Annotated in this window: 21 protein-coding genes and 1 pseudogene; 12 read left to right on the top strand and 10 right to left on the bottom strand. The window is 56.6% G+C overall.

The genetic code is table 11. The annotated features are described in order from the left end of the window. Positions 1 to 38: 38 nt before the first annotated feature. From BIND_RS12825 to BIND_RS20640, 3 genes are all read right to left on the bottom strand, one after another. Positions 39 to 449, bottom strand: coding sequence for a type II toxin-antitoxin system VapC family toxin (locus BIND_RS12825; protein WP_012385494.1), 411 nt, complete (start codon positions 447 to 449; stop codon positions 39 to 41). Further along, positions 449 to 703, bottom strand: coding sequence for a type II toxin-antitoxin system Phd/YefM family antitoxin (locus BIND_RS12820; protein ID WP_012385493.1), 255 nt, complete (start codon positions 701 to 703; stop codon positions 449 to 451). Before BIND_RS12820 ends, BIND_RS12825 begins: the two co-directional genes overlap by 1 nt. A 193-nt stretch (positions 704 to 896) precedes the next feature. Beyond that, the gene (locus BIND_RS20640; protein ID WP_012385492.1) at positions 897 to 1,829 is read right to left on the bottom strand and encodes a LysR family transcriptional regulator; all 933 of its coding nucleotides are present in this window, start codon (positions 1,827 to 1,829) and stop codon (positions 897 to 899) included. Positions 1,830 to 1,938: 109 nt separating this feature from the next. Between BIND_RS20640 and BIND_RS12810 the strand changes: the two genes are divergently transcribed. The 5 genes from BIND_RS12810 (at position 1,939) to BIND_RS12790 (ending at position 7,589) form a co-directional block, all read left to right on the top strand. Further along, positions 1,939 to 3,123, top strand: a complete 1,185-nt coding sequence (locus tag BIND_RS12810) for a CaiB/BaiF CoA transferase family protein (protein WP_012385491.1) — start codon at positions 1,939 to 1,941, stop codon at positions 3,121 to 3,123. Positions 3,124 to 3,173: 50 nt separating this feature from the next. Further along, positions 3,174 to 4,493 carry an MFS transporter gene (locus BIND_RS12805; protein ID WP_012385490.1) on the top strand — a complete coding sequence of 440 codons (1,320 nt, stop codon included), beginning with the start codon at positions 3,174 to 3,176 and terminating at the stop codon, positions 4,491 to 4,493. Between the two features lie 272 nt (positions 4,494 to 4,765). Beyond that, a complete protein-coding gene (gene ripC / locus BIND_RS12800) occupies positions 4,766 to 5,590 on the top strand; it encodes an itaconate degradation C-C-lyase RipC (RefSeq protein WP_012385489.1) in 825 nt (274 codons plus the stop codon). Between the two features lie 53 nt (positions 5,591 to 5,643). Further along, complete coding sequence (ripB, locus tag BIND_RS12795) at positions 5,644 to 6,171, top strand: (R)-specific enoyl-CoA hydratase RipB/Ich (protein WP_012385488.1); 528 nt, start codon at positions 5,644 to 5,646, stop codon at positions 6,169 to 6,171. A 692-nt stretch (positions 6,172 to 6,863) separates the two neighbouring features. Further along, positions 6,864 to 7,589 carry a nickel/cobalt transporter gene (locus BIND_RS12790; protein ID WP_050763977.1) on the top strand — a complete coding sequence of 242 codons (726 nt, stop codon included), beginning with the start codon at positions 6,864 to 6,866 and terminating at the stop codon, positions 7,587 to 7,589. Positions 7,590 to 7,752: 163 nt separating this feature from the next. Here BIND_RS12790 and BIND_RS12785 read toward each other — a convergent pair whose 3' ends face one another. The 7 genes from BIND_RS12785 to BIND_RS12755 form a co-directional block, all read right to left on the bottom strand. Further along, positions 7,753 to 8,976: an IucA/IucC family C-terminal-domain containing protein gene (locus BIND_RS12785; protein WP_012385486.1), complete on the bottom strand. Its 1,224-nt coding sequence runs from the start codon at positions 8,974 to 8,976 to the stop codon at positions 7,753 to 7,755. A 114-nt stretch (positions 8,977 to 9,090) separates the two neighbouring features. Further along, positions 9,091 to 10,440 carry an APC family permease gene (locus BIND_RS12780; protein WP_012385485.1) on the bottom strand — a complete coding sequence of 450 codons (1,350 nt, stop codon included), beginning with the start codon at positions 10,438 to 10,440 and terminating at the stop codon, positions 9,091 to 9,093. Between the two features lie 94 nt (positions 10,441 to 10,534). Beyond that, complete coding sequence (locus BIND_RS12775; RefSeq protein ID WP_012385484.1) at positions 10,535 to 11,128, bottom strand: superoxide dismutase; 594 nt, start codon at positions 11,126 to 11,128, stop codon at positions 10,535 to 10,537. 117 nt (positions 11,129 to 11,245) lie between these two features. Then, positions 11,246 to 12,130, bottom strand: a complete 885-nt coding sequence (locus BIND_RS12770; RefSeq protein WP_012385483.1) for a DUF1259 domain-containing protein — start codon at positions 12,128 to 12,130, stop codon at positions 11,246 to 11,248. A 79-nt stretch (positions 12,131 to 12,209) separates the two neighbouring features. After that, positions 12,210 to 12,629, bottom strand: coding sequence for a hypothetical protein (locus BIND_RS12765; protein ID WP_012385482.1), 420 nt, complete (start codon positions 12,627 to 12,629; stop codon positions 12,210 to 12,212). Then, positions 12,629 to 12,904: a hypothetical protein gene (locus BIND_RS12760; protein ID WP_012385481.1), complete on the bottom strand. Its 276-nt coding sequence runs from the start codon at positions 12,902 to 12,904 to the stop codon at positions 12,629 to 12,631. Before BIND_RS12760 ends, BIND_RS12765 begins: the two co-directional genes overlap by 1 nt. Positions 12,905 to 12,926: 22 nt before the next feature. Then, positions 12,927 to 13,397: a chromate resistance protein ChrB domain-containing protein gene (locus BIND_RS12755; protein ID WP_012385480.1), complete on the bottom strand. Its 471-nt coding sequence runs from the start codon at positions 13,395 to 13,397 to the stop codon at positions 12,927 to 12,929. Between the two features lie 153 nt (positions 13,398 to 13,550). Between BIND_RS12755 and BIND_RS12750 the strand changes: the two genes are divergently transcribed. From BIND_RS12750 to BIND_RS12720, 7 genes and pseudogenes are all read left to right on the top strand, one after another. After that, entirely contained in the window at positions 13,551 to 14,537 is a 987-nt protein-coding gene (locus BIND_RS12750; protein ID WP_012385479.1) for a chromate resistance protein ChrB domain-containing protein, read from the top strand. A gap of 22 nt (positions 14,538 to 14,559) precedes the next feature. Next, entirely contained in the window at positions 14,560 to 15,975 is a 1,416-nt protein-coding gene (gene chrA / locus BIND_RS12745; RefSeq protein ID WP_012385478.1) for a chromate efflux transporter, read from the top strand. A 224-nt stretch (positions 15,976 to 16,199) separates the two neighbouring features. Beyond that, positions 16,200 to 16,829 carry a 3-keto-alpha-glucoside-1,2-lyase-like domain-containing protein gene (locus tag BIND_RS12740; RefSeq protein ID WP_050763975.1) on the top strand — a complete coding sequence of 210 codons (630 nt, stop codon included), beginning with the start codon at positions 16,200 to 16,202 and terminating at the stop codon, positions 16,827 to 16,829. An 85-nt stretch (positions 16,830 to 16,914) separates the two neighbouring features. Further along, positions 16,915 to 17,937, top strand: coding sequence for an extracellular solute-binding protein (locus BIND_RS12735; RefSeq protein ID WP_012385476.1), 1,023 nt, complete (start codon positions 16,915 to 16,917; stop codon positions 17,935 to 17,937). A gap of 2 nt (positions 17,938 to 17,939) precedes the next feature. Continuing rightward, positions 17,940 to 19,526, top strand: a complete 1,587-nt coding sequence (locus BIND_RS12730) for an ABC transporter permease (protein WP_012385475.1) — start codon at positions 17,940 to 17,942, stop codon at positions 19,524 to 19,526. Further along, the gene (locus tag BIND_RS12725) at positions 19,445 to 20,218 is read left to right on the top strand and encodes an ABC transporter ATP-binding protein (protein ID WP_202944756.1); all 774 of its coding nucleotides are present in this window, start codon (positions 19,445 to 19,447) and stop codon (positions 20,216 to 20,218) included. The genes BIND_RS12730 and BIND_RS12725 overlap by 82 nt, the downstream gene beginning before the upstream one ends. A 233-nt stretch (positions 20,219 to 20,451) precedes the next feature. Next, positions 20,452 to 21,690, top strand: a pseudogene (locus BIND_RS12720) (IS256 family transposase); the annotation flags it as partial. Between the last annotated feature and the right edge of the window lie 585 nt (positions 21,691 to 22,275).

Below are 22,275 nucleotides of genomic sequence, written 5' to 3'. Positions count from 1 at the left end.
CAGAGTTGATCCGGGGGAAACCGGAAATGACCGAAGCGTCACGTCTGCCCCTCATCCCAGGGATTGATGACGGAGGCCCCGGTATCCTGGAAATCTGCGACGTTTCGGGTGACGAGGATGAGATCGTGGACGATCGCTGTCGCCGCGATCAATCCGTCAATGTCGCCGCGGGGCCGGATCGCAGCGATGCGGCCCCATTCGACAGCAATCTGATCCGTCACGGGCAAGATACGGTCTGCATGATCATGGCGGAGCTTGGCGAGCCATTCGGCAAGATGGCCCGCCGTCCTCGGGTCGGATTTCTGCTTGAGCGCGATGCCGCGCATGATTTCGCCGAGCGTGAGCGTGCTCAGATAAAGGCCATGCGGGCTAATGGAACGCAGCCATGTCACGGCTTGTGGGGAGCCACGCCGCGCTTCCGAAACCACATTCGTATCGAGGAGATACATCAAAAGGCCACGTCGCGGCTGGGGGCCTTGGCACGTTGCGTGACAGACTCCGCGAATTCCTGGTCCCATTCAGGACCAGCCAGCAATGCATCTACCAAAGTCGGCCGGCCAGCGCGTAGGGCATCATAGTCTTCAGCCGAGAGAACCACGGCTGCGCGCTCTCCGCGCAGGGTGACGATCTGGGGTCCTTCCCGCCGCGCCAACTGCACCACTTTGGAGAACTGGTTCTTGGCGTCCTGAAGCGGCCATTCCATCGGTGAGCCTCCTCTAATAGCTAGACAGTCTAGCTATTATCAAATGCCATAGGTCCGCGTCAACAAATCGTCAGCTGAAAATCTCGAGAATCCGCCGAGCGGCCCCAGGGCAGGGGAGCGCTCCGAGGGGGCTGCAATAACATCCGATAAGAAACTTATTAGAAATAAATTCGAGCAGATCCATAAGGGATCTCTACTGATCGCTGGATGCGGAGCTCTCGCATTCGGATTCAGCCCCGCTCTCACCATATTCCCGAAGGTGTTCGAATAAGGTGAAGGCGACGGGTGTCAGTTGACAGACCTCTCGAACGCATAGTCTCAGATCCCGTCTGGCCCACGGGTCTATGAGAGGAACAATCCGAACATCCATGCTCTTTTGCGCTCGATGTGCGGAGCTCTCCGGCACGATCGCAATGCCGGCACCATTCTCTACCATCCGGCACACCGCGTCGAAACCCAGCATCTGCATTCGGAGCTTGATCGGACGTCCCGCACGCTCGGCGAGGCCAGCGACGAATGCCTGGATCGCACTGGTTTCTTGAAGGCCGACAAAGTCTTCGGACAAGATTGTTTCAAAGGCCAGCGCTTCTGGACCCAAGTGCGAGGCTGTCGGTACCACCAGGGCGAGCCGATCGCTGGCAAAGCGATAGGACTGCAAGCCGGCAATGTCTGCTGTCCCAGCCACAATCCCGATGTCAGCCTCGCCTTCCGTGACAGCGCGGACGATATCGTGACTGAGGCGTTCTTCGACAGTCACGCTGATATCCCGATGGCCAGCAAGGAAACAACCGAGCGCTTGAGGCAAGAACTCCGTCAGGGCATTGGTATTCGACAGCAGTCGAACACGGCCTCGCAGGCCTCCAGCAAACTCCGCGACATCTGCTTCCAAAGCACCAACATTCCCAAGAATGATGCGGGCATGCTTCAGCATTGCCTCACCGGCGGGCGTCGGCACAACGCCTTTCCGGCTCCGCTCAAGCAGTTGGACGTTCAATCGCCGCTCCATCAGGCTGATCCGAGCGCTCGCCGCCGCCAGCGCTATATGCGTCCGCTGGGCCCCCTGCGTTAGGCTACCGGTCTCTATGCACGCCACCAGGAGGTTCAGGTCTGTCAGATCAAAACGCATCGAGCCTCCTTCGTCAACGACGAAGGATATCTCAAAGAGAAGCGACTTTCCAACAGTTTGAAGCGCCCTATCCTACGCTAATACCGTAGTCAACACAGGAGAGGGTGCGATGGCGACAGTCCGTCCCAGACCACTCGACGGCATCACCGTCGTCACTTTGGAGCATGCGATCGCAGCTCCTTTCGCAACCCGCCAGCTTGCCGATCTGGGCGCGCGCGTCATCAAGGTGGAACGTCCTGATGGCGGCGACTTCGCGCGTGGCTACGACAAGCGCGTTCGTGGCAAACTCGCTTCGCACTTCGCTTGGTGCAACCGCTCTAAAGAAAGCGTGGCGGTCGATTTGAAGACGCCACAGGGGCTCGAGGTTCTGCACGCTCTCGTTGAGCGAGCTGACGTCCTGGTTCAAAATCTCGCACCTGGCGCAGCTCTGCGGCTCGGCCTGGATCCTGACAAGCTACGGGCCGCAAACCCTCGCCTGATCCTCTGCGACATCTCTGGCTTTGGTCCGGGAGGACCATACAGCATACGCAAAGCTTACGACCTGCTTATTCAGGCCGAAGCGGGCCTCCTGTCCATCACCGGCACTTCTGACACGATGGCCAAGGTCGGCATCTCGATCGCGGACATTGCGACCGGCATGTACGCCTTCACCTCCATTCTCGCATCGCTGCACCTGCGCGACCGCACGGGCCAAGGTGGTCACATCGAGGTATCGATGCTCGAGGCGCTCGGCGAATGGATGGGCTATCCGCTCTATTATACCTTTGATGGCGCGGAGCCTCCGCCACGCACCGGGGCATCGCACGCGACCATCTATCCCTACGGACCTTTCCCGACCGGCGATGGCGGTACCGTCCTGTTCGGCCTGCAGAACGAGCGCGAGTGGGCGGCCTTCGTCGCTAAGGTGCTTGAGCAACCGGACCTCGTTACCGACCCGCGCTTTGCCTCTAACGGCGACCGCTCGGCCAATCGGGACGCTCTTTGCAGCATCATCGTCAGCACCTTCGCGTCGATGTCCCGCGAGGAGGTCATGCGCCGCCTGGAACAGGCTGACATCGCAAATGCGAGCGTCAACGAAATGACTTCGGTCTGGACCCATCCACAGCTGAAGGTGCGCCAACGCTGGCAAGATGTCGGCAGCGAAGTCGGGCCTATCCCTGCTTTGTTGCCTCCTACCGGCTCCGACGCCTTCGATCCCCGTATGGATCCGGTGCCCGCGCTCGGCGAGCACACAGATGCGATTTTGGAAGAGCTCGGCCTAAGCGCATCCGGCAAAACACGGCTCTACGCCTGATCAGATTCCCGGCCGCAAAACAGAACAAGCCAGACATGGAGGAATTGCCTATGGTTACCGATGTGAGTGAAACAGCCAGCAAGCGTATCGAACGTCGTGCTGCGATCGCAAGCGTGATCGGCACGACGATCGAGTGGTATGACTTCTTCATCTACGGCACAGCGGCTGCACTCATTTTTCCGAAGCTCTATTTCGGCGCTGGTGCATCGGAAGGCCTGATGGAGTCCTTCAGCACGATTTTCGTCGGGTTCCTGTCTCGACCGATCGGGGCCGCTCTCTTCGGTCACATCGGAGATCGCGTCGGCCGTAAAGCGACGCTGGTGGCAACTTTGACGCTTATGGGTGTCGCGACCGTCCTCGTAGGGATCTTACCAGATCGCACATCGATCGGTGCCTGGGCGGGCTGGGGTCTCGTGGTCCTGCGCTTCTTTCAAGGCATTGGTGTTGGTGGCGAATGGGGCGGCGCGGTGCTTCTCTCGATGGAGTCCCATCAGGGCGATCGCCGTGGATTTATGGCAAGCCTGCCTCACATCGGTGTCCCTCTCGGCCTCGTTGTCTCTGTGCTCGCCTGGAGTGCCTGCAGCTACTGGTCAGGAGGCAATCTTGAAGACGGTGCTTGGCGTATCCCATTCCTCGCAAGCGGTGCTCTGCTGGTGTTTGGACTGGTTGTCCGCCTCGGAGTCCCTGAGACACCAGATTTTGTGAAGGCGCAGCGCGAGGTGCGTGCTTCGATGCCACCATTGATCGAAGCAATCAAAACGCAATGGCGTTCGATCTTGCTTGCCGCCCTCATTCGACCGGGCGAGCAGGCGAGTTTCTACATGCTGTCGACCTTTGTCGTTCTATACGGCTCCGCGCAGCTCGGCCTTGGCCGGGAGTTCATGCTCAATGCTGTGCTCCTCGGCGCCGTGGCGTCCTGTTTCATGGTGCCTTACTTTGGCCATCTCGGGGATCGGATCGGTCGTCGTCGGATCTATCTCACCGGCGCGATTGTAATGACGCTGTTCGCGTTACCGTACTTCTGGCTTCTGGACACGCGCCAGCCGATCCTTGTGATCGTCGCCATCCTTGGGCTGATGGCCGCACATGACATGATGTACGGCCCACAGGCCGCATACATCACAGAAAGCTTCCCCGCTCATATCCGGTACACCGGTGCGTCGCTCGGCTATCAGAGTGCGTCCATTATTGCGGGAGGACCGGCTCCCCTCGTTTCGCTTTGGCTCTTCAACACTTTTGGGACAGGCTACGCCGTGGGCGCCTTTCTCGCTCTGCTTGGGCTGGTCAGTGCGTGTGGCGCTTTCTTCCTCGGACGAGAGCCGCTTCCGGAGCCGGCGCGAGACCAGCAGCTGCAGCCTCAGGAAGTTTGAGTGTGGTATGTTGGTCATTCATCCCGGAAGAGATGTCGTGACGCTGCACGCTGATGCCACCTTACCAATCGATGAGTCAAAAGGGCGCTCTCACAAAGTAGTGCGCCTTGCTCTCCACTGAATCTAACGCACGAACACACCCCGTGGGGAGTGAAAGACCGGCACGCATCGCTTGCAGTCATGGTCATGGGGAGGAGGGGGGCGTTTGGCCATTCCAACGACCATATCATAATGGCGCGCGACCATCGCCGTAACCGGAAAGGAGCCGCAACATGGTGAAGCCGACACGGTCCTGGCTGTTCACGCCAGGCACTCGCCCCGATCGCTTCGCAAAGGCCGCTGAGGCTGGTGCTGACGTTCTGATCATCGATCTCGAGGACGCAGTCGCTCAAGGCCAGAAGGCTGAGGCCCGAGCTTCAGTTCTGAGCTATTTCGCTCATAAGCCGTCGGAGTCGATTGCACGTGCTATTCGGATCAATGGCCTCGATACGGTTCATGGTCTCGCGGACCTCCATGCCGTCATTGAGGACGCCGTTGATGCGGATTTCCTTATCCTTCCGAAGACCGAAAGCGCCGATCACATCCTCATCTTGGATCGTCTTCTCTCGCGAGTGGGGATCAGATCACAGCTTGTCGGTCTCATTGAGAGCGCCCGGGGGCTCACTGCCGTAGACAAAATCGCAGCGGCGTCTCCTCGGCTTCATGGGCTGATGCTCGGTGCAGCCGATATGGCTGCCGACCTCGGCGCAGGCGTCAGCTGGGATAATCTTTCCTATATTCGGGGACGTTTCGTCGTGGCCTGCGCCAATGCGCGTATCGCCGCCATCGACAGCCCGTGGTTCGACGTTCGTGATGAGGCTGGCCTTATCCAAGAAGTACGTCGAGCTGTAGGAATGGGGTTCGTCGCGAAGGCTGCGATCCATCCTGGACAGGTTAAAGCTATCAACACGGCACTGACGCCCACCGCCGAAGAGGTTCAGCTTGCTCGCGCCATTCTTGTTGAAAATGAGAAGGGCGTTGGCGTCATCAATGGCAAGATGATCGACGAAGCCATCGCCCGAAAGGCGAGACGCGTACTGGCCGCCGCGGGCGGCTGACCGAAGCGGGCCGGCAGCCCGCCCCACGATCGTGACCTCAAGGAGATGTTTGAATGGACAGCATATTGCCTGCCTATAAGCTTGTCGGCGAGCGCCGCTATCGTGAGACTTCGGGCCTGTACTGGGAGGATTTTAATCCCGGGGATGTGTTCGAGCACCGGCCAGGCCGCACCGTGCTGGACGTCGACAATGTCTATTTCACCCTGCTGACACTCAATTCTCAGCAGGTCCATTTCGACCAGGCCTATGCCGAGAAGACCGAGTGGAAGAAGTTGCTCGTCGACTCGACCTTCACTCTGGCCCTGCTGACCGGCATGAGCGTTCGCACTGTCTCGGCTAAGGTCGTCGCCAATCTCGGCTGGGACAAGGTCAAGGCCACGAACCCGGTCTTCGCCGGCGACACGCTCTACGCCGAGAGCACTGTTCTTCATAAGCGCGAGAGCAAGAGCCGCCCGACGCAAGGCATCGTCACGGTTGCGACCAGCGGCATCAACCAGGATGGCAAGGAGGTCATGAGCTTCGAGCGTACCATGCTCGTCTACCGCCGTGGCCATTCGCCCGAGGAAGCCGCCAACTATTGACCAGCTATGGGTCGCCTTTACTAGAGGACGGACGGGCCACAACCCTATGGCGACGCGATAGGGGTATCGCGTCGCTCTACTAGATAGCCATGATCATTCATTGAGCCGGAGGTATCGGCTGAGCTATGCTTTAGTCAGAAAGCCTATGGCACACAGCTTTTCCTCTCCGTTAAGTGGAAAGATAGTAAAAATATGGGGTGCTGCCGGTTGAAGTGAGCCCCCTTGGGAGGCACTTGAGCGGCCCGAGGTTGTCACCCATGTCTTAGGGACATTCCGTTACCCATGTGCCCGGGCTGGACATGGGAAAGATGGTAGCGGAGGTCCGCTACCATCTTTCCCCACACCACACGAATCTACGCTATCGCCTCCATGCCTACGCTTGATGCCTGATTCCCGTGCCCCTCAGAAACCCCTGTACCGATATAATGAGCATTATGTGGGGTTAGCAATTATGCGAAGCCATGCACTGATTTCATCATAATAAAGGCATAACCTCTTCGATAATATCAATAACCGGGCGTGTTTTCCTAGTTTGGACTCCGCATAATAATATCAACCTTCAGCCTCGACAACCCAATCGACATGAAAAACGGATTGGCGGTTTCGAAGCATGGCTTACTGTGGTTATGGAATGAGTTGGGGCATAACCTTGAAGGAGGTGTGATGCTTCGCCTTGCACCGATCACCCCGGTATGGCAGGTCTCGTCATGATGGGAACGATCTTCGAGCTTCAACAAGGGCTCTACAGCGGCTCCATCGAGGCGCTCAAGACACTCCACACGGCGGGCATCGCGGGCCTGCCGTCCTTGATCGGCGCTGCGTTCGGCTTTGGCATGCTGCATGCCTTGCTGCCTGGCCATGGCAAGTCAGTTCTCACTTCCTACTATGCGGGTGACGGTCACCTGCTCGGCGCCCTCGGCTCCAGCACCCTCTTGATCCTCACCCATGTAGGTTCCGCCATCGCCCTGGTTCTCTCGGGCTTCGTCATCTTGCAGCGGACTATCGCTGGAGCCGGCCGTTCTCCGGCACTGGAGCATGCGAGCCAGATCCTCATCCTGCTCGTCGGCCTATGGATGCTATGGCGAGCCTTCCGGCCTCATTCCCATAAGCACGCTCGCTCCGCCTCGGCGCTCGCCATTGCAACTGGTCTCGTGCCGTGTCCGCTCACCACCTTCATCATGACCTATGCCGCGGCGAATGGCATCATTGCCTCGGGGCTCATCCTGTCTGGTGCCTTCTCAGCCGGCATGGTCGTGACCGTTGTGGCCTGCCCCCTGCTCGCGGTGTTGCTCCGCACTAAGCTTCTGCCGGTGATGGCCCGCACCGAAGCCTGGTGCGGCCGCGTGGGTCATGGTCTCGAGATCGCGGCCGCTTTTGCCGTGATCTTGCTCGGCATTTGGCCGTTGCTCTCACGGTAGCGTGCCTCAAGCCTCTACTAGGAGGCAGTGAAATAAACCGTATCGTCGAGCGTGCCCAGGTAATCCTGATCCAACGCTCTTTGATCGGCAATCTTCACAAAAGACTTATTGTCGTACTTGTAAGGGGATGGCGGCAGGCGCGATCAAGGGATAGCGCACGCAGCTATCGCCATTCGGGGACACGCTGCATGTCTTCGAGCATGAATTCGCGGCCAGGTGGCGGCTCTTTTGAGAAGTAAAACATTGTGTCCGTAGGGAAGAAACGATCTGCCTCGGGAAAGGATTGGTGAAAGGCTTTGCGGACCTGGCTCCGGACAGACTCTTCGTCCACACTGTAAAAGCGCTTCAAAAGATCGAGTAGATAATCGAAAAATCCATGGCCGATGAAACGGTCGTAGATGAGGCTGTAATATTGCTCGATTGAATGACCTTTATCCGCGCTGAGACCCTTTCCGAGAAACGGCATTTCGAGATCAGCACGGCGCCTCGTCTCCATGTCGATCCAGACGTCGAAGTCGCGATGAACGATCCGCCGCGGCCTGAAATCCTGGTCGATCTCGAGAAGTGTATTTTGCGCATGCGATTCGAACAGCAGGCCTCGACGCGCAACCAGGCACCAGCATTCGATGATTGGAACGAAGATTTCATTGACGGCGAACGACACCGGCTCGACATCCAGCCGCTCGATCATTTGCACCAGCAGCGGAAGATCGTCAGGATTCTTGTAATCTTCCCCATAGAGGGCAAAGCTGGGGATCAGGAATCGTCCTTCGATGATCGGACGAGGGGTGGTCTCCCTCACCAGGAAGCCCCAGGAGTTCTCGTCACTGCCGAATGTGAAACCCAACACGTCAGGCAGATAGGCAAATTTATCAAAGTGAAGCTTTGCGACATCCCTTGTGACGGCAACGCTGTTTTCAATGTTTTTCCGCATCAGTCTGCGGTTGAAGCGGGAGATGAGGACAGGATAGTGGAGCTTGATATAGTGAGGTGGAACCTTCTCTGAAGGCTCCAGCGTAAGCACGGTCCGGGTCGAGGCGGTGGGCGCTACCCGAACCGGCTCAGCGCGCGGGAGCGCATGGATTTCGTCGAGGTAGTCGACTCCTGCTGTCGTCCAAGTCTCCGGATGTATGGCGAAAAGAACGCCTCCAGGCCGTATGTAATGGTTTACAAGATTTGGCGAAGGATCGGCCTTGAAAATGGAAACACGATCCCTGGGGGTATCCACAGTGAAGAGATCGAAAGAGGGCTGGCCGCTTTCTGGCCGATAGCAAGGCGCGGCTTCCGTCCTCGTCGCAAACGGGCTGTAGGTCTTCGTGCCTTTGCCAACATATCTCTCCATATAGAGGAGAGATTGGTCTTTCTGGATAATGGATTCGAGCTTCACGAGGCCGTCTCCTCAGGTCAGTCGCATAGGCGACTTGCTCAGAACAAGGGCTACATACAGCGCAGTGATCTCGATTTAGGTCATGCTGGATTGGGCTGCTTGGCTGGCGGCTGGTCACGAGTCTCCGTTTTGTGCTGTGCTACCCCGGCATAGAGCGCGTCGTAGACGACGAAGCCGTGCTGGCGATACGCGCACGGTCAAGCGAGCCCCTATGGCAAGCGCAAGTGTTGCTGTACCAATAATCAATGCGAATGGCGGTATGAAAAAGAGCAGGACGAAGCAACCGGCCAGGCCGAACCATGAGAAGAAGGGCGAGGCTAAACGCTGCTTCTTCGTCAATTGCAGAGCGGCGTAATGCGTAACGGCAAACCATATAAGGAGATAAAAGCTGGCGAGCGGCAAGACCTCTCGTAAGTCGAAGATCAAGACCACAATGAATACAGAGAGACCGATGGCGAGCACCGCGTGACGCGGCACGTTATAATGCGGATGCATCTCGCCAAACCATTTTGGCAATTCACGCGCTTCGCCCATGGCGAATACGACACGCGAAACGCTGAGTAGATCACTCACGAGCTCGCTTATCGATGCCATCCACGCCGCGACCAAGATGATCATGCCACCTGTGGGGCCGATGGCACGCACCGCTGCTTTGAAGAGCGGCACGTCGTCGCTTGCCATTTCCTGGGCACCGAGCAGGCCGATGGTTGTTGTGCCGACCGCGCAATAGACAATAGCGGCAATGGCGATGCCGCCTAGGATCGAGAAAGGGATCGTCCGTCGAGGATCTTTCATTTCTCCGGCCATAATAGCAGTGCGCATGAATCCGTCCCAGGCCCAAAAGAAGATCGCCGCCCCCGTCATGAAGCCCAAAAGCCCCTTGTCAAAAACAGGCGTCAGATAAACGGCATTCACATGCGGAGCTGAAAAAGAGACGAAAATAGCGAGCAATGTCACGATGGCCAGCATTAATCCGATGATGACTTTGCTGGTAAAGGAAATACCGAAAGAGTTCGTCATGATGACGACCAGCACGATCGCCCCAGCCGTGGGATGAAGAGGTAGATGAGGAAAGAGCTGCTCCGAATATGTGGCGAAGGCTAAAGAGACGACGCTTATGCCTACAATGCCTTGTCCGATGTAGCTGCAGCCTGCGATGAAGGCCAATGTGTCGCGATGGAACGCACGCGCCCAGATGAATGCGCCTCCATGCCGAGGGAAATTGACCCCGAGCTCCGCGCCGCTGATGCCTGTCGCCAAACAGACCAGTCCGCCTGGAATCATTGCGAGTAATAGCGCACCGCCGGCATGTTCAGCAGTAGCGCCAAGTGCGCCGAAAATACCTGTGCCAATAATCATGCCTGCGGTCATCAGCGTGGCCGCAGTGCGTCCGAGCAAATGTGCCGAACCGTTGCTTGGCTTATTGGCTGAACCAGCTTGAGCTAAATATTTGTTCCTTCTCATTTTTGTCACTCGAGACAAAGAGTCCGGCTCTTGTTTGCATCATTGCCGAACTCCGACGTGGATGCTTACCCGGTTATTTACCGATCTCATATTCTTAATTCTTATGATGCTGCTCATAGATTTTATCGGCATTCGACCAGTTTGTCGTATTCATGATGGTAGTGACATAATCACCGGCCTTTGCGCCGAAATCCAGGTGATAGGCATGCTCATACATATCGAGCACGAGGATCGGGACTCCACCTGCAAGAGTCGTCGTATGATCTGCTGCCCAAGCATTGACAAGCCGATTGTCGCGGGCCTGATAGGTCAGAATGACCCAGCCGGAACCGCCACCTTCCGCCTTGCCCATGGCAACGAATTCGGACCGCCACCGGTCCACCCCTCCAAAATCGCGTTCGATCGCCGCGGCGAGTGCCGTGCCGGGTTGATTGGGTTCACCCAGACCGCCGAAATAAGCTTCGTGCAGAATCATCGAGTTTGTTGCGATCAGCTCTTCCCGTTTGAGGCCATTGATCACGAATGTCGGTGCCTTGTCCCAATCGAGATTGGCAAGCTGTTCGGTGATCGCATTCAGCCGCTTCACCGCGCCGCCATAATTGTTCTCGTAATGGCTGACGAGGATTTTTTCGGAGAGGCCCTTTATCCTTTGCGGATCGAAGGGCAATGGCTTCATCTCATATTTCATAATGAATCTCCTTGTCGCGGGTGCGCCCTGTATTGGCGGGAACCGAAGGAAACTCGATTGCCGCTCCGAGCGACATTACGGTGCTGTTTCGATGCAGGCTTCCGCATCCAGCTCTTGCTAGCTCTTGGCAATATTGACCTTATCGAGCGCCGCCTTAAGGCCGCCTGCCAGCTTGATCGCATCATCATTGGCCCAGAAATGCAGGAAGAAGAGGCGCGGCTGATCGTCGAGCATATGATTATGGACGGCGGTCACTTCGATGCCATTCTCTTGCAGGGTTCGAAGCACCGGATTGACTTCCGATCCGATCAACACGAAATCACCGGTGATCGCCGCCTTGCCCTTTCCAGTCGGCTGGAAGTTGATGGCGATGCCGGTCCCCATGGCAACAGGGACGGCCATGCCGCCATCCGTAATCGCCTCGGCCCGCGGAATCGTGAATTGATAGACCCCGCCATTGGCTTTGCCCGCATGGCCGAGCAGCTTGTCGAGAGCAGAGGTGTCGAGGTCGATTGTTTGCGGCGCCGCAGGCGCGCTCGCTGGTCCAAGCGGTGTCTTGCTGAGAACAAGGGCCGCATGCAGCGCCTCGGCCAGTTTCAGCGGATCACCGTGTCCCTCGATATGCATATACATCGTGAGCGGCTGGCTATGCAGCAGATGATTATGGAGCGCAGTGATTTCGATACCGCCTTCGCCAAGACGTTTCATCACGGGCGCGACTTCATCTTGTGTCAGCACGAGATCGCCCATGACCATGGCATCCTTGCCCGCCGGCTGGAACGTGAGCCATGAACCAAGCGCGAGCGCCGGTTTGATCTCGACGCCGGCGAGGGTAACCTTCAGGTCCGAGCGCGCGAGCGGCACCCGATAGAGACCGCCCGGGAGTTCCGCGCCAGCTTTTCCAAGCGCCTGACCGATGGCATTCCAATCAGGATCGGCGCAGGCCGGTGCAGAGGCCAACATCACAATGAGGGCAGCGCCAGTTATCAATTTTGCACGCATTGCATCTCTCCTCAGTCATTGCCCCCGATATCATGCGACCACATCCTTCAGAGACTTTTTGGCCTCCGTGAGAGATTGGTTAATTGCGCACTGCGGGCTTTTGCAAAATGCCTTCTTCTCTGATCTCGACGCCTGGCTCGTGTAGTTGAAGTGCATTGCCGGATATCCAAACCTCGTAGCAGTGCAGCCCGCTTATCGATCGGTCGAGGCAAAGCATGTCACGATCGATACGCCAGCGACCGACACGCTTCGTCCCCATCGAAAAGGTCGGCAGTGTACCATCACGGCTGAAGACAAAAGCCCAGTGCACCTCGTCGGTGAATTCCATGCCTGCGATCTTGGTTCTGATTTCACGCTGCTTGAGTTGTCGGAAGGTGTCGGCCGCTCTAGCGGGATCCAAGCCGATCGATAGCCCAAGAGTCAGCCCGACGCCTGCCATGAGGGTGGGGGCAGAAACTCGACAACCGGGTCGGAAGGATAAGCCGGATCGTATCATCATCACGTCTCCCCGGAGTCCGCCAGAAGAGTTGTAGTGAGCAGAAAGCGACCCTCAGTCTTATCCTTATTCAATTGCGCTAGGGCGCGGCCATCTGCAGCGGTGGCATCCTCGACAATGTCCCACCGGTGAGGTTCTCCGCTCCCGGTCATTGCCGAGACAAATGCCTTGGGCAAAGCATCTGGCTGACCATTACCGAAAGTGACTGTCTCGGCCGAAGCAGAGAGCGGCATGGACAGAGCAGCGCCAACCAAAATAGTCATGGCAAATGACTTCATGGGACTGCTCCTCCCGATTGTTTCACGCCGCATCCGTCTTCATGGCTGGCGGCCAGCTATGGGCTTCCGCCTGTCGCCTCGCGGCCCAGGCATAGAGCGCGTCGTAGATGATGAAACCGCGCCGCAGGACCTCATGATCGTCCGGTGTAACGTCCCGAAGACCCATCGAGATCGCCAGCAATCCCGCTGACTGCGGCGTTAGATCATGCCGATTGGTGTCGGCGCCCCGCACGATAAGGCTGAGAATGGTGATCGCCGGATCGCGGCCAAGACCATATTTGGCGACGAAAGCATCGAAACTGCAACCGTCTCCGACATGGGTGAGTTCGACACCGGGGATGTCATAGGGCATCGCCCCGGTCTCTGCCGCGGTGGAGAGGACTTGATTAGGTGGCACGAACAGGAACTCGGGTTCCTGATCAATGAACCGCGCGATGAGCCAAGGGCAGGCAATACGGTCAATGACCGGCCGTTCACGTGTCACCCATTTCATGAACCCGTCTCCCTCCTTTGAAGGTCGAGCGATGGCTTGAGCGGCCGGAGCAAGGCTGCCTCTCCACGGCCCGTTTCAGGACGATGGATGCTACATCCGAATAGAAAGTGATACAAATGTTGTAATTTTTATTCGTCATGATACAGTTTGCATATGAACGAAGAAGAGTCCCAACAGGAGCAGCGATGGCTGCTCCTGATCCATCAATTGCCCACCAAGCCTGCTTATTTCCGCGTGAAGATCTGGCGGCGGCTGCAAGGCATTGGCGCGGTCGCGATGAAGAGCACGGTCTACGCGCTCCCGGCGAATGCCGAGACGCAGGAGGATTTCGAATGGCTCTTGAAGGAGATCGTCGAGGGTGGAGGCGAAGCGATGGTGTGTGAGGCACGCCTGATCGATGGCCTCTCCGACGCCCAGGTGCGGGCTCTGTTCGATACCGCGCGTGATGAGGATTACGAGGCCATCGCCAAGGAGGGGCGTGCTCTCGCCGACAGCCTCGCCGCCAGTGACACGCCGGAAAAGCGGGCTGAAGTCCGTACGCAGCTCGGCCGCCTGCGGAAGCGTCTGGCGGAGATCACGGCCATCGACTTCTTCTGTGCCAATGGCCGTGAGCCGGTCGAGGGTCTGCTCAGTGGATTGGAAGCCCAAGTCGCGGAGGAAAAGGCCATGACCGAAACATCAATCCGTGCGCCGGCCAATGCGCGCGGGGATCTCAAGGGACGGATATGGGTCACGCGCAAAGGCGTGCATGTCGACCGCGTCGCCTGTGCCTGGTTGATCCGTCATTTCATTGATCCCGAGGCCGTCATTCGCTTCGTGCCCGGCAAAGGCTACGTTCTGAAAGATGGTGAGCTGCATTTCGACATGTTCGACGGCGAATTCACTCATGAAGGGGATCGTTGCAGTTTCGAAGTCCTACTGGCCCGCTCCGGTCTCGCTGATCCGGCTCTTCAGGCGATCGCCGAGATCATCCATGACATCGACCTCAAGGACGGCAAGTTCGGACGCGAGGAAGCAAGCGGTATCGCCCATCTTATCGCCGGCATCTGCTTGGCCAACGCTGAAGATGAACAGCGGGTCGCGCAAAGCGCCGCCGTGTTCGACAATCTCTATCATTATTTCCGCACGAAACGCGGATGACACAGGCGAGGAGAGCCAGTTGATGACCAAAGTGGAGAGCCTTGACGTGGCGCCCATCCAGCCGGTCGAAATCCCCGCGCACGGCGTTTCGTTCGGCGAAGCGGTGCGCGTGTGGGCACGCGTTGCGATTTTCAGCTTCGGAGGGCCGGCCGGCCAGATCGCCATGATGCATCGCATCATCGTCGAGGAGAAGCGTTGGATCGGCGAGACGCGGTTCCTGCATGCCCTGAACTATTGCATGCTGCTGCCGGGTCCAGAAGGCCAGCAGCTCGCCACCTATATCGGCTGGCTGATGCATAGAACCAAAGGCGGGCTGGTCGCCGGCACTTTGTTCGTGCTGCCAGGCGCCATCGCCATTATGGCATTGAGCTGGATTTATGCGATCTTTGGCCAAGTCGGGGCTGTCGAGGCTCTGTTCTTCGGATTGAAGGCGGCGGTGCTCGCCATCGTGCTCGAGGCCGTGACACGCATCGGCAAGCGGGCTCTCGGAAACGCGATCATGGTGGCTCTGGCCGCGGCGGCTTTCATCGCGATCTTTTTCTTCCAAGTGCCATTTCCGCTGATCATCCTGGCGGCGGCCTTGATCGGCTATTTCGGCCAGCGGATTGGATTGGCCGCATTTCAGTCCTCTGGCGGACATGGAAACATCGGCGGCAAGCAGGTCGCCGATGCCGACACAATCCTCGGCGAAGAGATCCCCGCCCACGCGCGGCCTTCGGTTGGCTGGTCGCTCAAGATTGCCGCCGTATTCCTCGCGCTGTGGTTTATACCCGTCCTCGGCCTGCTGGCGCTCCTCGGGCCAGGGAACGTCTTCACCGACATTGCCATCTTCTTTTCGAAGATGGCGGTCGTGACCTTCGGCGGCGCCTATGCGGTCCTCGCCTATGTCGCGCAGCAGGCGGTGGATACCTATGGCTGGCTCAAGCCCGGTGAGATGCTCGATGGCCTCGGCATGGCCGAGACCACCCCCGGCCCGCTGATTATGGTCATTCAATTCGTCGGATTCATGGGCGCCTTCCGCGCGCCCGGCGGTCTTAATCCGCTTCTTGCCGGCACGCTGGGAGGCCTACTGACGACCTGGGTGACTTTCGTCCCATGCTTTCTCTGGATTTTTCTCGGCGCGCCTTACATCGAGATTTTACGCGGCAACAAGGCCCTCTCGGCCGCTCTCGCGACGATCACGGCGGCGGTCGTGGGTGTCATCTTGAACCTGGCCGTGTGGTTCTCCCTCCATGTCCTGTTCCGAGAACTGCGCGAGGTGCGAGCACTTGAGATGACAGTCGATGTGCCTGTGCTCAGCTCCATCAACATTGCATCGCTCATCCTGACGCTCGGCGCCATACTCGCGGTGTTCCGTTTCAAGATCGGCATGCTTCAGGTGCTCGCGGGATGCTCGATTGCTGGCTTGCTCTATGGACTTCTGACAGGACAAGTCTAGCGGCGTGCGCCACCATAAAACAGACATCGAGGTTGTGTGTCAGCATCCGCATCTATTGTCTACAGCAATGGTTCAATCTTTCTGAGTTGAGGATAGGAGAAGCATTTTATGAATCGAAGACGAGGCGCAATTTCATCGAAAGGCTAAGATACGGCGCCTGACGATCAGCCCGGCCAGCTTGGGATAGCTTGTGCTGGGCAACTGGGCAACGAGGAGGGCATGAGATGACGACTCTTTCGAGACGACAAGCGATCATCATTGCTGCTGCCGCGGGAGGATCCACCATGATCGGAGATCGACGTTCGAATGCAGTTGAGTCCCAGGTTCGCTACGATTTCACTCAACCTCTGGAAGGTTGGGAGACGGTCACCGGAAAATGGGGCGTTGAAGATGTCCCAGGCGCATCAAAAGGCAAAGCGCTGGTTCAACGCGCGACAAATAATGATTTCAATGTCATCGTTGCGCCCGTCGGGCCCTATACCGATGTCGATGTCACAGTGCGGTTCAAGCCAATCTCAGGACGAGAGGACGCATCGGGTGGCATCGTCTTCCGCTTTTCTGACGGTCGCTATTACGTGATCCGAGCCAATGCCTTGGAAGACAATTTCAATTTGTACTATTATGATCGTGGTCGGCGCCAGATTACTGGTGCGCGCGTCAAGGCTCCGGCGCTCGGTCAGTGGCATAAGCTGCACATCAGCGCGGAGCACGACCACATAAAGGGTTGGCTGAATGATCAACCCCTCATCGATCATCGGGACAGCAGATTTGCATCTGGACGAATTGGGCTTTGGACAAAAGCGGACTCGATCACGGCCTTCGATGATCTGGTCATCAGTCCAATTAAACCATAGCTAGTCAGCCGGAGCCACCGGATCAAATCCTCGTCTTAAAGCACTCAGAAGAATCCTCGTGGACGTCGACCCAAAGAGGCCGTGCATGAAAAAGATTCCGTGGCTGGTTGCGCTTGTGTTTTTTGGTGTCGTGGCTGCCATCTGGTGGCGGTTGTATGTCGCCAAGGAACAAGGGAGCGTCGTTGTCTATGTCAGCCATGATGAGGTCTTTTCGGAGCCTATTCTCAAGGACTTTGAGAAAGAGACAGGAATAAGGGTACGAGCGGTTTATGACACGGAGGAAACGAAGAGCACGGGGGCGATGAATAGGCTCATCGCTGAAAAGAACAATCCGCAAGCCGACGTCTATTGGGCTAACGAACCGATCCGAGCCGAAATCTTACGACAACACCATATTGCGACGCCCTATCTCTCGCCGAATGCCGAGGGGATTCCAGCAACATTTCGCGATCCTCAAGGCTATTGGACCGGTTTTGCGGCGAGGGCGCGCGTGCTCATAGTGCATGAAGGCGAAAATCTGAAACCGACTTCTGTGTTCTCGTATTCAGACCCGCGTTGGCGCAATAAGATCGTTATCGCAAATCCTCTCTTTGGTACGACAACGGACCAGATCGCGGCGCTCTTTGTCCTTTTGGGCGATGAGCGCGGACAAGTGTTCATGCAAGACCTACACGAGAATGGGGTCAAATTATCTCCAAGCAATGGCGACAGCGCTGATCTGGTAGCGCGCGGTCAATTCGCTTTCAGCTTGGTCGATAGCGATGATGTCGTGAATCGGATCAATCAGCACGAGCCCGTGACGATGGTTTATCCTGACCAAGGCCCGGATGAAATAGGTTGTTTTGTCGTACCCAATGCCGCCGTATTGATAGCCGGTTCACCCCATCAGGAAAGTGGCAAGAAGCTTATCGACTATTTGCTCTCGGCGGAAACCGAGAGAAAGCTCGCATTTTCCGATGCGGCTCAGATTCCGCTCCATCCAAACGTCGCCACGCCACCTCAATTAAAACCGATCGAATCGATCAAAGTGATGAAAGTGGATTATGCTGCTATCGCAGCCAAGCTACAGTCAATCCAGTCCTTTCTGAAGAGCTGGGCCGGATTGTGACCATGGAAAAACGGCTGACATTATCGGCTGCCGTGTTGACGCTTGTCGTGATTGGGTTATTGCCCGTCCTGGCAATGGTCGCCAAGACTTTCTTTGGCGCAGAAGGTTTTAGCCTGACGGCCTACAAAGCTCTTTTGGATTCGGGCAAACAGCTCATGACGTTGATGAGCCATAGCATTCTGCTGTCCATATCCGTCACGTTCCTTGCAACAGTCGTGGGTGTACCTTTAGGTGTACTGCTCTGCAAGACGGATTTGCCCTTTCGCAGGGCCTTAACGATAGTCCTCGCATTGCCATTACTCATTCCGCCTTACGTTATTGCTGTAGCTTGGTTCGCCGTGCTTGGGGCGGCAGGGATGATAGGGCACTCGCCCGCGACGCTCGAATTCCTCTCCTCTGCATTTTTTAGTCTATATGGTTGCATAGGGGCACTCTCCACCGCATTCCTACCCATCCCCATGCTGTTGACCATCGTTTATGTGAACAGGATAAATCCGCGGCTTGAACAAGCAGCTCTGTTGTTGAGCCGTTGGCCATACGTGCTGTGGCGCATCACTTTACCCTTGATCGCCCCGGCGATTTTGTTTTCAGCCGTGTTGGTCTTTCTTCTCACATTCGGAGAGGTGGGGGTTCCCACCTTTCTGCGCTATCCCGTGTACCCAGTCGAGATCCTGACCCAATTCGCGGCATTCTATGACTTTAGTGCGGCGACAGCTGCGGCCATCCCGATGTTGATCGTCACAGGAATGATCTTGATGCTGGAATATCGGTTCCTGCAAGCTTCTGTCCTGGAACTCAACGTGCCGACGCATGCTGGGCGGAACGGAGCGATAAAACTTGGGTACTGGCGTCTTCCGTTATTGGGACTCGTTTTGTCCTGGACCTTGATTACGGTCGCGCTTCCCATTGCAATACTCATCGTTCAATCCGCATCTCTCAGCATTTTCGCAGAGGCTTTCTTACGGGCAGGGGGCAGCATTTTGCGTAGTGTTGTTTTTGCGATGATTGGCGCGACTTTGTTGGTCATCCTCGGTTTTTTCTTAGGTTATCTGGTTCATAGTCGAGCAGAGCCTGTGTGGCGAAGCGTCGATGCATTGGCATTGTTCCTGTTTACTTTGCCTGGAACAGTCATCGGCATTGGTCTCATCAGTCTGTGGAATACGCCAGAGACCAACGCTATCTACGCCACCCCTGCAATCATCATCCTCGGTTATATGGCTCAATACATCGTACTTCCCATGCGGATGACGGCCGCAGTCCTGCATAGCATTCCGTCGTCTCTGGAGCGGGCTGCGCAGCTCTCTGGCGCGAGTTGGTTCATGACCTTGCGCGACATTGTGGTGCCTTTGGCAAAGAACGGCCTGATCGCGACCTGGATTATCGCTTATGTGTTTTGCTTGCGTGATCTCGGGATTACGATGGTCGTTTACCCGCCAGGATTCGACACTCTGCCGGTTCGAATCTTGACCTTAATGGCCAATGGTGCTCCCAGCCTGATTTCCGCGTTATGCATCATCTTGATCGTGGTCACACTGCTACCACTCTTTGTGGCGGCTCTCTGGCAAAGGCGCGTTGGAGGGCCATCATGAGCGTGATCGAGTTTCGCTCGGTATGTAAGACCTACGATAGGCGGCGGGTCATCGACGATCTGTCCTTGAAAATAGAGGCCAAAGAGCGTGTTGTACTGTTTGGCCCGTCGGGTTGCGGCAAGTCCACCGTTCTGCATTTGATCGCCGGATTTATTGTCCCGGATAAGGGCGATATCTTGATCAACGGCGAACTCGTCGCGACGGCGAAGAAAAATATTCGAGAGGCGGGGCAACGTGGGGTCGGCATGGTCTTTCAGGATCTTGCTCTTTGGCCTCATATGACCGTGGCGGAGAATGTCGAATTCGGCCTCAAGGCAAAGCGCGTTCCGGAAAAGCAATGCAAACAACGCGTGAAGGAGATCATCGACCTCGTTGGGCTTAGCGATTATCTCAACGCGAGTCCAGGAGAATTGTCCGGCGGACAACAGCAACGTGTTGCCCTTGCGCGGACCTTGGTCGTAGCGCCAGCCATCGTGCTCATGGACGAGCCTCTGTCGACTCTTGATGAAGCTTTGAATGTGCAATTGCGGCATGAGATACTTCGATTATACAATGAATTGAATTTTACTTTGGTCTACGTGACCCACAATCGTGATGAAGCGGAGTCGCTCGGCACGCGAACGATATACCTCCGGCAAGGCCGGATCGACTCGGCACTCGGCATCGTCGGAAGAGTGCATTTTGAATACTGATCGCATTACGCTGCTTCATTCCATCGAAGTAATTGTCCTTGATAGTGGCTCACAAGCACCTTTTCGGAAAGGCCATTGATTCCTTTTGGATCGAGCCCAAATAGCTTTGAATCGTAAATCATGGACTTAATCCGTTTGGAGCTATGGCGAAACATGGGTGACGATGTGAGGAAGGCGGCGTAACGGGGTTAGTGACCAAACCTGCTCGAACCTCCAACAAGGAGCGTTACGCCTTGCCTGATCATAAAGTTATTTCCTACTGCCAGAAAGACGAAATCGACGATCCTCTCACCGAAATCCTGCGTGCTGGCGCGCGCCGTCTGATCGCCCAGGCGGTTGAGGCGGAGTTCGAGACGTTTCTCGCCTCGCACGGCGAGCTTGAGTTTCCAGACGGCCGTCAACGGGTGGTTCGTCACGGCCACGACCCAGTCCGCACGATCCAGACCGGCATTGGACCGATCGAGGTGGAAAAGCCGAAAGCGCGCGACCGTGGCGCGGCGGAGGGCTCTCGAATTCGGTTCTCGTCGAACATCCTGCCGAAATGGGCGCGGCGAACCAAGAGCCTGGACGCTTTGCTGCCGGTCCTCTATCTGCGCGGCATTTCGGCCGGCGATTTCCAGGAAGTCCTCGCAGCCTTGCTGGGCAAGGACGCGCCCAACCTTTCGTCAGCGACGATCGCGCGATTGAAAGGCGAGGGGGAAGACGAATATCGGCGATGGCAAAAGCGCAATCTGTCGGCGCGCCGCTATGTCTATGTCTGGGCGGATGGCGTCTATTTGCAGGCGCGCATGGAGCCGCAAGCCGAGTGCATGCTGGTGCTAATGGGGGCGACGCCGGAGGGCAAAAAGGAGCTGATCGGGTTCCAAACAGGGCTGCGGGAAAGCGCCCAAAGCTGGAAGGAATTGCTTGTCGATCTGAAGGCGCGCGGCTTGGCCGTCGCGCCGGAAGTCGCGATTGGCGATGGCGCGCTCGGGTTTTGGAAAGCCCTCGACGAGGCATTCCCGACGACGCGCCATCAGCGCTGCTGGCTGCACAAGACATTGAACGTCCTCGACAAGTTTCCAAAGTCCGTGCAGCCCAACGCACACAAAGACTTGCGGGACATATGATTGTCGCCGGATCGCGCTGCGGCGGAAGCGTCTATGACGACATTTTCCGAAAAGTACGCGCCCAAATACGCCAAGGCTGTTGAATGCCTCATCAAAGATCGCGAGCAGATGCTGACGTTTTTCGATTTTCCCGCTGATCTCTAGGATCTTCTGCGCACGTCGAACCCGATCGAAAGCGTGTTCGCCATGGTCAGGCATCGCACTATCCGCATGAAGGGCGCGCTGTCGCAAGACACCGCGCGCCTGATGGTCTTCAAACTGGTGATGGCGGCGGCGAAAACCTGGCGTCGCCTGAAAGGCCAAAATCCGTTGCCGAAAGTCGTCAACGGGGTAAAGTTCAAAGACAGAATCGAAGTCGTCTCCGAAATCAAATCCACTGCTGATTCACGCCGTCACCCAAAATCCTGCATAGCTCACCCTGATCCTCGTAGACTATTCGTGAAAATAATGTATCATACCATCCATAAACTTTTCTCTGAAAACAAATGCTTGGCTCAGGTTTAATTTTTCGTATACATCCCGCTGATTGGTTAATTCAACCTATGACGGGCTCGACAGCATATTCAAACAGATGTCGGACCTGTAATGGTTGTACTCAAAACTGAGAATAGCATATAGTATTTATCCTGGTATAACTATGCCTTTACTCAAATATAATATGTGCAGTGTTTCATGTTTCACTGCCACCAGTTGCACCAGTGTCGCTTGATCAACGGAGCTGTGTGCGTTGCGGACCTTATCGAAAGCTCTGAAGCCATGGTTTGCTCAAGACACTGTTGCTGTAGCTATTCGCTACTTTCTATCTGTTTCGCACGTTCTCACAAAAAGCGGCAAGGAAGCCGATTCTAAACCGTAAGGGAGATCCCCGGCTATGCCGGGGAGGTAGTATTGGTATGATGTTCCCTGAAGTCCATGACCATCGCTTTCGTGAGCCACCACGCACACGAA

Source organism: Beijerinckia indica subsp. indica ATCC 9039 (genome assembly GCF_000019845.1).
Classification (GTDB): Bacteria; Pseudomonadota; Alphaproteobacteria; order Rhizobiales; family Beijerinckiaceae; genus Beijerinckia; species Beijerinckia indica.
This window is presented reverse-complemented; position numbering and strand designations above follow the sequence as displayed.

Bases quoted from the DNA above. Each gene is read 5' to 3' on its own strand.
- BIND_RS12825 (WP_012385494.1), bottom strand. From the start codon at position 449: ATGTATCTCCTCGATACGAATGTGGTTTCGGAAGCGCGGCGTGGCTCC.
- BIND_RS12820 (WP_012385493.1), bottom strand. From the start codon at position 703: ATGGAATGGCCGCTTCAGGACGCCAAGAACCAGTTCTCCAAAGTGGTG.
- BIND_RS20640 (WP_012385492.1), bottom strand. From the start codon at position 1,829: ATGCGTTTTGATCTGACAGACCTGAACCTCCTGGTGGCGTGCATAGAG.
- BIND_RS12810 (WP_012385491.1), top strand. From the start codon at position 1,939: ATGGCGACAGTCCGTCCCAGACCACTCGACGGCATCACCGTCGTCACT.
- BIND_RS12805 (WP_012385490.1), top strand. From the start codon at position 3,174: ATGGTTACCGATGTGAGTGAAACAGCCAGCAAGCGTATCGAACGTCGT.
- ripC (WP_012385489.1), top strand. From the start codon at position 4,766: ATGGTGAAGCCGACACGGTCCTGGCTGTTCACGCCAGGCACTCGCCCC.
- ripB (WP_012385488.1), top strand. From the start codon at position 5,644: ATGGACAGCATATTGCCTGCCTATAAGCTTGTCGGCGAGCGCCGCTAT.
- BIND_RS12790 (WP_050763977.1), top strand. From the start codon at position 6,864: ATGGCAGGTCTCGTCATGATGGGAACGATCTTCGAGCTTCAACAAGGG.
- BIND_RS12780 (WP_012385485.1), bottom strand. From the start codon at position 10,440: ATGAGAAGGAACAAATATTTAGCTCAAGCTGGTTCAGCCAATAAGCCA.
- BIND_RS12775 (WP_012385484.1), bottom strand. From the start codon at position 11,128: ATGAAATATGAGATGAAGCCATTGCCCTTCGATCCGCAAAGGATAAAG.
- BIND_RS12770 (WP_012385483.1), bottom strand. From the start codon at position 12,130: ATGCGTGCAAAATTGATAACTGGCGCTGCCCTCATTGTGATGTTGGCC.
- BIND_RS12765 (WP_012385482.1), bottom strand. From the start codon at position 12,629: ATGATGATACGATCCGGCTTATCCTTCCGACCCGGTTGTCGAGTTTCT.
- BIND_RS12760 (WP_012385481.1), bottom strand. From the start codon at position 12,904: ATGAAGTCATTTGCCATGACTATTTTGGTTGGCGCTGCTCTGTCCATG.
- BIND_RS12755 (WP_012385480.1), bottom strand. From the start codon at position 13,397: ATGAAATGGGTGACACGTGAACGGCCGGTCATTGACCGTATTGCCTGC.
- BIND_RS12750 (WP_012385479.1), top strand. From the start codon at position 13,551: ATGAACGAAGAAGAGTCCCAACAGGAGCAGCGATGGCTGCTCCTGATC.
- chrA (WP_012385478.1), top strand. From the start codon at position 14,560: ATGACCAAAGTGGAGAGCCTTGACGTGGCGCCCATCCAGCCGGTCGAA.
- BIND_RS12740 (WP_050763975.1), top strand. From the start codon at position 16,200: ATGACGACTCTTTCGAGACGACAAGCGATCATCATTGCTGCTGCCGCG.
- BIND_RS12735 (WP_012385476.1), top strand. From the start codon at position 16,915: ATGAAAAAGATTCCGTGGCTGGTTGCGCTTGTGTTTTTTGGTGTCGTG.
- BIND_RS12730 (WP_012385475.1), top strand. From the start codon at position 17,940: ATGGAAAAACGGCTGACATTATCGGCTGCCGTGTTGACGCTTGTCGTG.
- BIND_RS12725 (WP_202944756.1), top strand. From the start codon at position 19,445: ATGCATCATCTTGATCGTGGTCACACTGCTACCACTCTTTGTGGCGGC.